Raw genomic sequence first — 11,741 nt, 5'->3', positions numbered from 1 at the left:
GTTCAGCGGCCTTTCGCGGATCGGCGGCGCATCCGTGCGGCGACCGCATCCTGTCGGCGGCGCACGGTGTCGCCGGCTGGTGGTGCATCACGATCCGGGCTCACCAGCGATGTCATCGCGCGGATCGTCGAGTGGATCATCAGGTCGGAGAGGGAAACTGCGGTCTCGAAGGTCCGCTGGATCTCCAGCTGCAGGGTGGCCAGTTGCAACGAGCTGCCGCCGGCCTCCAGAAAAGGCACGTCGGGGCCGGCAGGGCGGTGCCCGAGCGCTGTGGTCCAGCACGCCGTCATGGCGGTGGCCGGGGCGAGAGTCGCCCTCTGGTCCGAATCCAGCTCCGTGGCGCCGGCACCGGGGTCGTCGGCTGCTGCCCGGTGATGGTCGGTCAGGTGCCGGGCGCGCAACGCGAGCACGTCTGCCTTGCCGGTCAGCGTCAACGGGATGTCGGTGACGACGCGCAGGTGCTGTGGGATCACGGCACGGGGCAGGACACCGGCCAGTCGCTCGCGGACCGAAGCGACAGTTGCGCGGGGTTCGGCGCTCACGGCATACGCCACCAGCTCGGGGCACAGTGTCCCAGGCACCATGAATGCAACTCCCCGCGTGACGAATGGATCGCTCTCGAGCGCGTTCTCGATCTCGTCGAGCTCGACCCGCACTCCGTTGACCTTCACTTGACGGTCGCTTCGCCCGGCCGGTTCCAACGCGCCGTCGGGCAGCGTGCGTGCGAGGTCACCGGTCCGATAGGTCCGCCCGTCGCGGCTGTAGCGCTCCGCGGTGCGTGCCGGATCGCGCCAGTAGCCGAGCGACAGGTGGTCGCTGTGGATGAGGATCTCTCCGACACCGTCGGCGTCCGGCCGATCGATCGTGGCGTGATAGCCGTTCAGGGCGTGCCCGATGTCGAGTACGCCGGTGCCGGAGGTCTGGGTCGGCGGCGCGGCGAGGTCGATGAATCGCTGGACCGAGAAGCTCGCTTCGGTGGAGCCGTAGCCGTTGACGAGCGTGGTGTCCGGGCCGAAGAGGCGGGTCGCACGATCGATGTCCTCGAGGTGGGTCGGTTCCCCGCCGAGCAGCGCCATACGCACGGAGCGCAGTGGTGGCGAACCGGAGTCAGTGCCGGAGCCAGTGCTGGCGAGACTGCCGGCCTGCGAGAGGAACCGGAAAACCGTTGGCGTGGAATGGAACACGGTCGGTTTTGCGGCGCGGAGTGTTGGCAGCAGGTTCGCGAGTCCGAGCGTCGGGGTGTCGTGGGTGAGCACGGTGGCGCCGGAGAGTAGGCCGCCGTAGAGGTCACTGACCGCCATGTCGAAGCAGAAGGAACTGAGCAGGGTGACGACGTCGGCGGCGCCGAGCTCGAAGTTGCGCAGGTGGTTGCCGATGCCGTGCAGCACCGACCGGTGGGTGTGCACGACGCCCTTCGGGAGACCGGTCGATCCGGAGGTGAACATGATGTACGCCGGGCGGGACGCCTCGACCTGCGGCGCCGCGATCGGGGCCGGAGCGGCCATCTCGACGTCCAGGCAGGTCACGGTGCCGGTGACCTCGACGCCCGGGCCCGCGCCCAGGACGAGGACGACGTCAGGGTCGGCCAGCTCGACCATCGTGCGTAGCCGCGCGGCGGGCCATGCGGGATCGAGCGGGACGTAGCACCAGCCGAGCAGCGCCGCCGCGAGTTGTGCGCTCACCATCGATGCTCCGTGTGGGAGGAGCAGCGCCACCCGAGGTGCGGCGGGGTCTGCGGGAGTGACCTCGTGCAACATGGCCGCGACACCACCCGCGCGCAGCGTGAGTGCGGCGTAGGAGCACGGCGGATCGATCCCCGCAGCATCACGCAGTGCCACTGCGTCGGGGGCCCGGTCAACGGTCTGCAGGAACGCGGTGCCCAGCGTGAGGTCGTCGCATCCGGGCAGCGCTGGACGACGTACTACACCAGTGATGATGGACCCCTCGTGAACAGCGCTTAACCTTCGAAAACGAACATTAGCGAGAATTGCACACTCGATGTGAAAAGTTGACAGACAGGTTTTCCAGCGGGAAGAGGAATGACGCGATGGGTGTCCTGAGCGACTGCACGGTGTGGTGCTGGCGCGGTGCCGCGACACCCGCCGCTGCTGCGGGAGTGCTGAGCGCCGGGGAACGGGAACGCGCGTCGAAGCCGGCTCGGGAGGGCGACCGGGTGCGTTCCGCCACCGGTGCCGGTCTGCTTCGTCTCGCGGTGGCCCACTGCCTGCTCGATGAGGAAGCACCCGCGAGCACGGCGGGCACAGGAGGCACCGACCGCAATGCTCTTGCCGGTCGACTCCACGTCGACCGCGTGTGTCCGACGTGCGCGAAACAACACGGCCGGCCGGTGGTACGTGCACCGTGGCCGGGCCGGTGCCCCGAGGTCTCGGTGACCCACACCGGCACCGACGACGAGTCGGTGGTCGTGATCGCGGTCAGCAGGGCCGGCCGAGTCGGGGTCGACGCCGAGACGGTCACCGGCCAGGACTTCACCTCGATGGCGTCGCTCGTGCTTTCTCCCGCCGAGCTGGCAGCGGGTCCGCCGGGGGACCAGAGCGGCTGGTTCCGCGTCTGGGTGCGCAAGGAAGCCGTGCTGAAGGCGACGGGTGACGGTCTGCGCACGCCGATGTCGGAGCTGGTGCTCGGAGCGGGCCCGTCGCTGGTCTCCTACGCCGGGCGGCCGATGGACTGTGACCTGCGGGACCTCGAGCTCGGCGGCGACGTGGCCGCCGCGATCGCCGTGCGGGGTGCGCAGCGCCCGGGCGTCATACAGGTGAGGGACGCGGTCGACCTGCTGCACTGACCTCGCCGGCTGTCCGGGACGGCTGCTCCAACTAGCCTGGGACGTATGACGATCCGCATCCCCGGCCTGGCGCTCACCGACCACACGTTGCAGGTGCCGCTCGATCACGCGCGACCCGACGGATCCACGATCGAGGTCTTCGCCCGCGAAGCCGTCGCGGTCGACAAGGTCGACGACGACCTGCCGTGGCTGGTGTTCCTGCAAGGTGGGCCGGGCGGGGAGAGTCCGCGTCCGCTGCGCGCTGACGGGTGGCTGGGGCACGTCACCAAGACGCACCGGGTGTTGCTGCTGGACCAGCGCGGCTGCGGTCGATCGACCCCCGTCACTGCCCGGTCGACGGCCGGGATGTCGGGGGAGGAGATCGCGGCATATCTCCGGCACTTCCGGGCCGACAGCATCGTGGCCGACGCCGAGCTCTTCCGGCAGCAGGTCGCCGGCGGCAAGCCGTGGACCACCTTGGGGCAGAGCTACGGCGGCTTCATCACGCTGACCTACCTGTCGCAGGCGCCCGAAGCGCTCACCGCCTGCCTGGTCACCGGCGGGCTGTCCGGGATCGACGCGAGCGCTGCCGACGTCTACGCGCACACCTTCCCGCGGATCGCGCGCAAGAACGCCGCCTACTACGAGCGCTACCCGGACGACGTCGTGGCCGTCCGGCGCATCGCCGACCACCTGGCGGCCCAGGAGGTCCTGCTGCCGGACGGGTCGCGCCTGACGCCCGAGCGCTTCCGGCTGATCGGCAGCATCTTCGGGATGAGCTACGGCTTCGAGCACGTGCACTGGCTGTTGGACACCGCCTGGGACGGCGAGGAGATCTCTGACCGGTTCCGGCAGGCAGTGATGACGGAGACGGCATACGTGGGCGGCCCGATCTACGCGCTGCAGGAGTATTGCTACGGCGCTCCCGGAAAGCCGACCGGGTGGGCGGCCGACAAGGAGCTCGCGAGCCGCCCCGAGTTCGCGGCGGATGCCGACCCGCTGCTGTTCACCGGCGAGACGATGTTTCGCTGGATGTTCGACCAGATCCCGCTGCTGCAGCCCTTTGCCGAAGCGGCCGACATCCTTGCGGCGATCGACGACTGGCCCGCGCTGTATGACGCCGAGCGTCTCGCCGCCAACACCGTCCCGGTCGCCGCCGCGGTCTATTTCGACGACATGTATGTCGACGCCGACCTCTCGCTGGACACCGCGCGCCGGGTCGGCAACGTCCGGCCCTGGGTCACCAACGAGTTCGAGCACGACGGCCTGCGCTCGGGCTCCGTTGTCGAGCGGCTGATGGACATGGTCGCCGGCAAGGTCTGAGCGTATGGCGCGGGCGAACCGTCCGGTTTCGTCCGTGCGCGGGCTCCGACCTAGCATGGACACATGACTTCGTCCACAACGACCGACCCGCAGCAGGCCGCCACCACGGGGGCCGAGCAGGGCGCCAAGCGCGTCCTGCTGGCGGCGCCGCGCGGCTACTGCGCCGGTGTCGACCGTGCCGTCGTGACGGTGGAGAAGGCGCTGGACCTTTATGGCCCGCCGGTATACGTGCGCAAGCAGATCGTGCACAACAAGCACGTCGTGGCCACCTTGGAGAAGCGCGGCGCGATCTTCGTCGACGAGACCGACGAGGTGCCCGAGGGCGCGACGGTCATCTTCTCCGCGCACGGCATCGCACCGGAGGTCCGCGAGCAGGCCAAGGCACTCTCGCTGAAGACCATCGACGCGACCTGCCCGCTGGTGACCAAGGTGCACCGTGAGGCCACCAGGTTTGCCTCCGACGAATACGACATCCTGCTGATCGGCCACGAGGGCCACGAGGAGGTCGTCGGCACGGCCGGTGAGGCGCCGGACAACATCATCCTGGTGCAGTCGCCCGAGCACGCCGACACCGTCGACGTGCGCCACCCGGACAAGCTGGTCTGGCTGTCACAGACCACGTTGTCGGTCGACGAGACCATGGAGACGGTGCGACGTCTGAAGCAGCGCTTCCCCAACCTGGAGGACCCGCCCTCGGACGACATCTGCTACGCGACCCAGAACCGCCAGCATGCGGTCAAGCAGATGGCGCCGCGCACCGACATGATGCTCGTGGTCGGCAGCCGCAACTCCTCCAACTCGGTGCGGCTCGTCGAGGTCGCGCTCGAGCACGGCGCTCGCGACGGGCACCTGGTCGACTACGCCGACGAGATCGAGGACGCTTGGCTCGACGGCGTCAGCACCATCGGTGTCACCTCGGGTGCGTCGGTGCCGGAGATCCTGGTGCGCGACGTGCTGTCCTACCTCGCCGAGCGCGGGTATGCCGACGTCGAAACCATCACCGCCGCGGAGGAGAGCCTGCTCTTCGCACTGCCGACCGAGCTGCGGCGCGACCTCAAGGCCCGTGGCCAGGAAGCCTCCGCTCAGGTCCGGCACGACGCCGGATCGCTGCACTGACCGGAGCGATCGCTCAGCACTGAGCGGAGCCATCGCTCAACCCGCGTCCGCGGCGCCCGAGTCTCGCCCGTGCCGGTCGTTGACTCCACGGCCGGTCGGGCCCAGATCGAGTGTCGGCCGGGCGACGTCCTCGTCGAGGGCGTCGATCAACTCGTGTGCGGTGAGTGGCCGCGTCGGGGTCTCGATGACGTGCAACTCCTCCGGCGGGGCGTCCTGCGCCAGCCCGAGCGCGTGCATCTGGCGCGCGGTGACCAGCACCCGCGACTCGAGCGTGCCGATCATCGCGTTGTAGGCCTCCACGGACCGGGTGAGTGACTGCCCGACACGAGTGGTGTGCCGGCTCATGGTGCCGAGCCGGTCGTAGAGCGTCTGCCCGAGGGTGAGCAACTCGCGGGCCCCACGCGCCAGGCTGTCCTGCTGCCAGGCGGCAGCGCTGGTCCGCAGCAACGCGAGCAGCGTGCTGGGGGAGGCGGGCACGACCTTGCGGCTCATCGCCCGATCGAGCAGCGACGGGTCCTGGCGCAACGCTGCGGCGAGCATGGCGTCGGCCGGCAGGAAGCACACGACAAGCTGCGGCGACTGCTCGAAGGCGCTCCAATATGCTTTGGCCGCAAGCGAATCCACGTGCCGCACCAGAGCCTTGGCATGTTGGTCGAGCAGGCGGTCCCGGTCCTGCGGGGGGAGACCCTCGGCCTGCGAGTCCAGGAATGCACGCGTCGGTGCCTTGCTGTCGATCACCAGCACGCGATCGGCGGGCAGACGGACAACGACATCGGGGCGGACTCGTGCGTCGTGCCGGCTGACCGCCGTCACCTGCTCCTCGAAGTCGCAGTGCGCGAGCATGCCGGAGTGCTCCAGGACGCGCCGGAGCTGGACCTCACCCCAGGTGCCGCCGGTCGACGTCGCGCGCAACGCGCCGGCCAGCTGCGTCGTCTCCTGGTGCAGCGCGCCGGTCACCCGGCCGACCTCGGCCAGTCGCTCGCCCAGCTCGCCGAACTGCTCGACCCGGTCGCGCTCCAGCGTCGCCACCTGCTTCTCGACACGCCCCAGCGTCGCGCTCAGCGGACCGAGGACGGCTGCGGTCTGCTGGTCGTCACCGACCGCGGACTCCAGGTCGATCACGCGCTCACGCAAGAGGTCGCGCTCGGTCGTCAGGGAGGCGTGTCGGGCGGCATACGACTGGCGGAGCAGCAGCCAGGTGGCAGCCGCGGCCAGAACAACACCGAGGACAACACCGATCAGGAACGTCATGGCTGCAGCCAACCAGCAGGGTGTGACAACTGGGCGTTCCACCCGCCATCGGACATGCCGCATCAACGACGCGATGAGCGGGATCCGTTCGGACTACGGCGAATTGATGGACGAATTGGTGCGACGAATAATGCGGAAGGCCAGACGCGCACGAGGATCTTAACTAGGCTTGAGTCCCGTGCCCCCTCGCCGACGGATGACCCCTGCTCAACGCCGGGTCCAGCTGCTCGATGTGGGTCAGAAGATCTTCGACGACGGTGAGTTCGAAGAGCTCTCGATGGACGAGATCGCCGCCAGATCGGGCGTGACGCGGGCGCTGCTCTATCACTACTTCACCTCCAAGGCAGACTACTTCGCGGCCATCTGGCAGCGTGCCCACGAGACGCTCGGAGCGGTCCCCGCGCCGGCGCCGAACGATTCGCTGCGTGATTGGGTCGCCGACCAGCTGGTGGCATACCTCGACTTCTATCGTGCACACCCGCACCTGGTGATCATCGCCAACCGGAGCTCGGTGGCCGCGAAACCCGTTGTGCGCGATGTGGTTTCAGTGCACTTCCGAGCCATGGCGGCGGCGTTGTTCGACGCTGCAGGATGTCATGGGCACGAGCGGCTGTTGGCCACGGCCGCATTCGAGGGGTGGATCGCCTTCATGCGGGAGACCACGGTTGCCACTCTCGTGGAGCAGACCATCACCGCCGCGGAGAACCTCGAGCTCGCGCTCGCGGTGCTCGATGCGACCGTCGGTGTCCACGCGCGCCTCGACGACGTCCCACTGGCGGTCAGCTGAGTGGCTCGGCAGTCCGGCTGCGACGCCGCTCGAGCCGACTTCGGCCGAGGCGTTGTATGCCGAGTGCGGCCACCCCGGCGACGACCATCCCGGCCGGGTTGAGGCCGAGTTGCGTTGCGGATCCACCGATCTCGGCGCCGGAACCTGTCGCGAGGCCGAGCGCCAGGTTCCCGGCGGCCGGGACAGTGGTCACGGAGATGAACACACCGACCATGGCAGCCGCCTTGTCGGTGGACATTGCGAAGACGCCGACGGCTCCGGCGATCAGCGCGACGATGAACGTCCACTTGTCCGGGTGCCAGATGAACTCCGTCTGCGGTCGATCCGCGGTCACGTCGCTGACGCTGAGCAGCTGCCCGGCGCGCGCGAGCAGCGCCAGGATCGTCACGACGGCAATCGCGAAGACAAAGGACAGGACGAGCAGTCTGGCGCTGCGCCATACGAGATGAGGTCGGGCGAAGACCACACCGGTGCACAGCGCTGCCACCGGGGCGAAGTCGGGGCTGACGACCATGACGCCCACCACCAGCACCGACGAGTCGGTGATCACCGCGATCGCCGCGAGGATCGTCGCCATCACCAGGAACAGGTGGTAGGAGACGGTCGGTCTGCTGGCGGACTCAGCGGTGTCCAGCACTTCGTCCCAGATCACCGCATCGTCCGGGTCGCCCGGTGCAGCCGCCTCCAACTCCTCGGCCCGCCGGAACGGCGTGCTGCTGGGACGGCTGATCAGGATGCCACCGCGCTTGCCCAACCCGGCATCGTCGAGCGCGTCGACGAGGGTGCCGGCCGACTCGCGAGGGCAGTCGCACTCGATCAGGTCTCCGCGTGGATCGCGGCATACGTCTTGCAGCACAACGAGATTCGTCACGCACTCATCCGCTTCGAGGATGCGCACAATGGTCCCGGCGAGATCCGCCGGGGCGGTCAGCCGCAGGTGCACCAGCATGCTGCGAACTCTATGGCGTCCCGGCGGCCGGCGCGGCACACCGCGCGTGCGCTGCGACGAGTCTCGCGCGGATACGGCGCTCCGGCGGGCGGCCGTTAGAATGCTGAACCCGTGGCACTCACTATCGGAATCGTCGGACTTCCCAACGTCGGCAAGTCGACCATGTTCAACGCACTGACCAAGAACAACGTGCTCGCCGCGAACTACCCGTTCGCGACCATCGAGCCGAATGTCGGGGTGGTGCCGCTGCCGGACGAGCGCCTCGACAAGCTCGCCGAGCTCTACACGTCGGTCAAGACGGTGCCGGCCACCGTGTCGTTCGTCGACATTGCCGGTATCGTGCGCGGCGCGTCCGAGGGGGAGGGGCTGGGCAACAAGTTCCTGGCCAACATCCGTGAGGCGGACGCGATCTGTCAGGTGATCCGGGTCTTCGTCGATGACGACGTCGCGCACGTCGACGGCAAGGTCTCACCCGAGTCGGACATGGAGACCATCAACACCGAGCTGATCCTCGCCGACCTGCAGACCCTGGAGAAGGCGCTGCCGCGCCTCGACAAGGAGGTCAAAGGCAAGAAGACCGACAAGTCGGTGCTCGACGCGGCGAAGGAGGCGCAAGAGATCCTCGAAGCCGGAGACACGTTGTTCTCCAAGGGTTTTGACGTCACGCCGATCCGTGAGCTTGGCCTGCTGACCGGCAAGCCGTTCCTCTATGTCTTCAACGTCGACGAGGACCAGCTGACCGACACCGAGCTGCAGGCGTCGTTGCAGGCACTCGTCGAGCCCGCCGAGGCGATCTTCCTCAATGCCAAGCTGGAGATGGATCTCACCGAGATGTCCGAGGAGGAGGCGCTGGAGATGCTCGAGGGCTTCGGCGCCACCGAGTCGGGGCTGCATCAGCTGGCGCACAAGGGTTTTCGCACCCTTGGACTGCAGACCTATCTCACGGCCGGGCCGAAGGAGTCGCGTGCCTGGACCATCCGGCAGGGCTCGACCGCGCCGCAGGCTGCCGGCGTCATACACACGGACTTCCAGAAGGGTTTCATCAAGGCCGAGGTCATCTCGTATGACGACCTCATCCAGCTCGGGTCCGTGGCCGAGGCGCGCTCGCACGGCAAGGCGCGCATGGAGGGCAAGGACTACGTGATGGCCGACGGCGACGTGGTCGAGTGGAGGTTCGCGCTCTAATGCATGGCGTTTACGGAACGTTGCACGCGAAGCACTGGAGGCACAGCCGCGACTGCGACTTCCCGATGTGAGCAAGTGCGCGTGATCGCCTTCAGGGCAGTCGCCAGAACTCCCCGGTGAGCCCACGGTCCTCGAGAGGCCGCTGGTTGTGCTCGCGGGTGCGCGGCGTGAAGTCCGGGTCGATGCGGTCCCCGTACCAGGCCTGAGCGAGGTCCCACACGGTGCGGGCTGCGGCTATGTACCCCTGGCTGGGCGCGTGCTCGTCGGTCCACTGCTCGGCATGCTTGCGCGTGCAGAACAGTCGGATCATCGTGCAGGTGCCCACGACGTCCTCCCACCACTCGGCGGCTGGGCGCGGGAATCGGACGGCGTACTCGCGCTGAGGTGGCGTGTCGGGTCCGGCGGCGATCGAGAGGTGCTCGCCGCACTGAGGGCAGCCGGTGTCGATGCGCACGTCCAGCTTCAGCGCGGCGCTGATGCCGAAGGAGTCCGAGGCGCAGCCGCCCCACCAGCGTCGGTCGTCGTGGCCATCGACGGGGGTCAGGACGAACGCCATCGGCGCGGCGGTGAACGGGTGCGCCATTCGGATCCGGTCGCCCTGGGCATTGAGCACGAGAGCGTGGGCATCGACGAGCTCGTGGAGCAGTTCCTGCACGCGAGAGGGATCGCTGCCGGTGCTGCTGGCGAGCTCTCCCACGGATGGGGCGCGCCCCTCGGCGGCGAGCGTCTCGTAGACGAGATCGCGAATGCGGCGGCTCGCAGGGTACTGCATCGGGTCGGGACTCAGTCATGGAACCGTGCTCCTTTCACGACGCGGTCCACGGCGTTGCGAGGTCCGCGCACGGCGATGCCGACCAGGTCAAGGTCATCCGATGAGACTGCCGCGACGGCAGCGCGGTTGGCCTCGTCGTGGCCGGTGGCGAACAGCTCGCGGGTGTAGATCGCCAGCGCTATGTCTAGGCGCGAAGCCGCCTTGCGACGAGCCTCCTGCAGCAATGCACCGTCTCCGGTCATCACGAGGACGGGCTCGCGCAGCATGGGCAGGTAGTCAACGCCGTCGGCGTCGCGGTAGGGCTCCCCGGTCAGTCCCTCATCGCTGATGGCGATGCCGGACATGAGGAACGCGGTCACGTTCAACTCCTGCCAGGGGACCAGGCCCTCTGCGAGCACGACCACCACCTTGGTGTCGAACCGTCTCGCCGCGGGGATCTCGGGGGCCATGGTCTCTTGGGTCATCGCTTCTGTTCCTTCTTCTGTTTTGATCTGTCAGGTAGTCCGTATCATTGCCGGGCGACGAGCAGCGGCTGGCTCACGGCACCGAGGTATCCGTGCGTGTCGTAGAGGTCTTCGGCGGTCACGTGGCGACCATCGGGCGAGATCACGGTCCGCACATCCATGTGCATTCATTCCGAGGCCGGTTCCCGACCGAGGGTGAGGGGCATGGTCGGTGAGATGAACGCCCACTCCTGCTGTGAGAGCTCGGCGGAGAGGCCGTTGGCAGAGTCGGAGACGATCGCCAGGCGCTGGACGGGGCTGGTCGTCTCTTCGGCGACGAGCGGGATGTGCGGTCTGGCCCAGACGCTCGCGGGGCCCGTCTCTCGGTATGAGCCGTCGACGAAGCGCACTCGATGGCTCGGCCGTAACCCCAGTCGGGGGCCATGCCAGGGAAGAACAGCTGCTGCTGTGCGGCAGGCATCGGTAGCACTGTCAACTACACCGGGAGCACACTTCACCGGGGTGCGTCTCCCGGTGTCTGCGGAGGTACTCGGCCCCCATGGAGAAGCGGGGCGCAGCCGCGTCGGATCGGGAGGCATGCATGATCACCGCGTCACGGATCGATTGGTCGTTGCTCGGGCGCGGGTAGGCATCGCGCACCGGCTGAGCGAGTTCCGCGGGTAGGTAGGAGACGTGGCCGCCGTCAGTGAAAACGCCTCGATGGACCAGGCTTGTCAGAAGCCCAAGCCGGTCGGCGATACCGATGGTGCTGTGCAAGGCGATCGCCTCCCAGATGCGATCAGTCCGGGCCCCGGAGAACCGTTGCGATCGGAGAAATGTGGCCGCGAGGTCTGCGCCGTCGACTTCAAAGCGCGCCTGTGCGGTCGCCGTCGATCCGAGTCCGAGGTCGTGAAGAATGCACGCGGCGAACAGCGCTTGCTCGTCGTAGTCGGCATCGTGCACGCTGCCCTCATACTCGGCGAGGGCGCGGGCGAAGAGGAAAGACCGGATGCTGTGATCGACAAGGAGCTCATTTTCGGTCTCACGGATCAGTTCGAGGCAAGAGGCCGCGAACGGTGTTTTCGGCAGGGCAAGTGAAGAAGTCATGGCACCACGCTACGAGTTGACGCAGC

12 protein-coding genes are annotated in these 11,741 nt (G+C 68.1%); 5 read left to right on the top strand and 7 right to left on the bottom strand.

Going from position 1 to position 11,741, the window contains the following annotated elements; all coding sequences use genetic code 11:
• Window positions 1–2: 2 nt before the first annotated feature.
• Window positions 3–2,099 carry a non-ribosomal peptide synthetase gene (locus tag ACSZL9_RS07365; RefSeq protein WP_446664813.1) on the bottom strand — a complete coding sequence of 699 codons (2,097 nt, stop codon included), beginning with the start codon at window positions 2,097–2,099 and terminating at the stop codon, window positions 3–5.
• On the opposite strand from ACSZL9_RS07365, the gene ACSZL9_RS07360 reads away from it, so the two are divergent.
• From ACSZL9_RS07360 to ACSZL9_RS07350, 3 genes are all read left to right on the top strand, one after another.
• Window positions 2,048–2,803, top strand: a complete 756-nt coding sequence (locus ACSZL9_RS07360; RefSeq protein WP_446664812.1) for a 4'-phosphopantetheinyl transferase family protein — start codon at window positions 2,048–2,050, stop codon at window positions 2,801–2,803. The genes ACSZL9_RS07365 and ACSZL9_RS07360 overlap by 52 nt on opposite strands.
• Window positions 2,804–2,848: 45 nt before the next feature.
• Complete coding sequence (locus ACSZL9_RS07355) at window positions 2,849–4,105, top strand: alpha/beta fold hydrolase (protein ID WP_446664811.1); 1,257 nt, start codon at window positions 2,849–2,851, stop codon at window positions 4,103–4,105.
• 63 nt (window positions 4,106–4,168) lie between these two features.
• Window positions 4,169–5,221 (top strand): 4-hydroxy-3-methylbut-2-enyl diphosphate reductase, encoded by a 1,053-nt coding sequence (locus tag ACSZL9_RS07350; protein ID WP_446664810.1) that lies wholly within the window; start codon window positions 4,169–4,171, stop codon window positions 5,219–5,221.
• 36 nt (window positions 5,222–5,257) lie between these two features.
• On the opposite strand, the gene ACSZL9_RS07345 is transcribed toward ACSZL9_RS07350, so the two are convergent.
• Window positions 5,258–6,472 (bottom strand): DNA recombination protein RmuC, encoded by a 1,215-nt coding sequence (locus ACSZL9_RS07345; protein WP_446664809.1) that lies wholly within the window; start codon window positions 6,470–6,472, stop codon window positions 5,258–5,260.
• Window positions 6,473–6,650: 178 nt separating this feature from the next.
• Between ACSZL9_RS07345 and ACSZL9_RS07340 the strand changes: the two genes are divergently transcribed.
• Window positions 6,651–7,259 carry a TetR/AcrR family transcriptional regulator gene (locus tag ACSZL9_RS07340; protein WP_446664808.1) on the top strand — a complete coding sequence of 203 codons (609 nt, stop codon included), beginning with the start codon at window positions 6,651–6,653 and terminating at the stop codon, window positions 7,257–7,259.
• Here the strand turns inward: ACSZL9_RS07340 and ACSZL9_RS07335 are convergent.
• Window positions 7,252–8,208, bottom strand: a complete 957-nt coding sequence (locus ACSZL9_RS07335) for a DUF389 domain-containing protein (RefSeq protein ID WP_446664807.1) — start codon at window positions 8,206–8,208, stop codon at window positions 7,252–7,254. The genes ACSZL9_RS07340 and ACSZL9_RS07335 overlap by 8 nt on opposite strands.
• 111 nt (window positions 8,209–8,319) lie before the next feature.
• Here ACSZL9_RS07335 and ychF point away from each other — a divergent pair, with 111 nt between their 5' ends.
• Entirely contained in the window at window positions 8,320–9,393 is a 1,074-nt protein-coding gene (gene ychF, locus ACSZL9_RS07330; protein WP_446664806.1) for a redox-regulated ATPase YchF, read from the top strand.
• Window positions 9,394–9,484: 91 nt separating this feature from the next.
• Here ychF and ACSZL9_RS07325 read toward each other — a convergent pair whose 3' ends face one another.
• The 4 genes from ACSZL9_RS07325 to ACSZL9_RS07310 form a co-directional block, all read right to left on the bottom strand.
• On the bottom strand, window positions 9,485–10,165 hold the full coding sequence (locus tag ACSZL9_RS07325; protein WP_446664805.1) for an alkylmercury lyase family protein: 681 nt from the start codon (window positions 10,163–10,165) through the stop codon (window positions 9,485–9,487).
• Between the two features lie 11 nt (window positions 10,166–10,176).
• Window positions 10,177–10,629 carry a DUF2000 family protein gene (locus ACSZL9_RS07320; protein WP_446664804.1) on the bottom strand — a complete coding sequence of 151 codons (453 nt, stop codon included), beginning with the start codon at window positions 10,627–10,629 and terminating at the stop codon, window positions 10,177–10,179.
• A 167-nt stretch (window positions 10,630–10,796) separates the two neighbouring features.
• Complete coding sequence (locus ACSZL9_RS07315) at window positions 10,797–11,207, bottom strand: hypothetical protein (protein ID WP_446664803.1); 411 nt, start codon at window positions 11,205–11,207, stop codon at window positions 10,797–10,799.
• Window positions 11,101–11,715: an HD domain-containing protein gene (locus ACSZL9_RS07310; RefSeq protein ID WP_446664802.1), complete on the bottom strand. Its 615-nt coding sequence runs from the start codon at window positions 11,713–11,715 to the stop codon at window positions 11,101–11,103. Before ACSZL9_RS07310 ends, ACSZL9_RS07315 begins: the two co-directional genes overlap by 107 nt.
• Between the last annotated feature and the right edge of the window lie 26 nt (window positions 11,716–11,741).

The sequence above is a fragment of the Flexivirga sp. B27 genome, assembly GCF_052905685.1.
This window is presented reverse-complemented; position numbering and strand designations above follow the sequence as displayed.

Bases quoted from the DNA above. Each gene is read 5' to 3' on its own strand.
- ACSZL9_RS07350 (WP_446664810.1), top strand. From the start codon at position 4,169: ATGACTTCGTCCACAACGACCGACCCGCAGCAGGCCGCCACCACGGGG.
- ACSZL9_RS07325 (WP_446664805.1), bottom strand. From the start codon at position 10,165: ATGCAGTACCCTGCGAGCCGCCGCATTCGCGATCTCGTCTACGAGACG.
- ACSZL9_RS07345 (WP_446664809.1), bottom strand. From the start codon at position 6,472: ATGACGTTCCTGATCGGTGTTGTCCTCGGTGTTGTTCTGGCCGCGGCT.
- ACSZL9_RS07335 (WP_446664807.1), bottom strand. From the start codon at position 8,208: ATGCTGGTGCACCTGCGGCTGACCGCCCCGGCGGATCTCGCCGGGACC.
- ACSZL9_RS07360 (WP_446664812.1), top strand. From the start codon at position 2,048: ATGGGTGTCCTGAGCGACTGCACGGTGTGGTGCTGGCGCGGTGCCGCG.
- ACSZL9_RS07355 (WP_446664811.1), top strand. From the start codon at position 2,849: ATGACGATCCGCATCCCCGGCCTGGCGCTCACCGACCACACGTTGCAG.
- ACSZL9_RS07310 (WP_446664802.1), bottom strand. From the start codon at position 11,715: ATGACTTCTTCACTTGCCCTGCCGAAAACACCGTTCGCGGCCTCTTGC.
- ACSZL9_RS07320 (WP_446664804.1), bottom strand. From the start codon at position 10,629: ATGACCCAAGAGACCATGGCCCCCGAGATCCCCGCGGCGAGACGGTTC.
- ACSZL9_RS07315 (WP_446664803.1), bottom strand. From the start codon at position 11,207: ATGCCTCCCGATCCGACGCGGCTGCGCCCCGCTTCTCCATGGGGGCCG.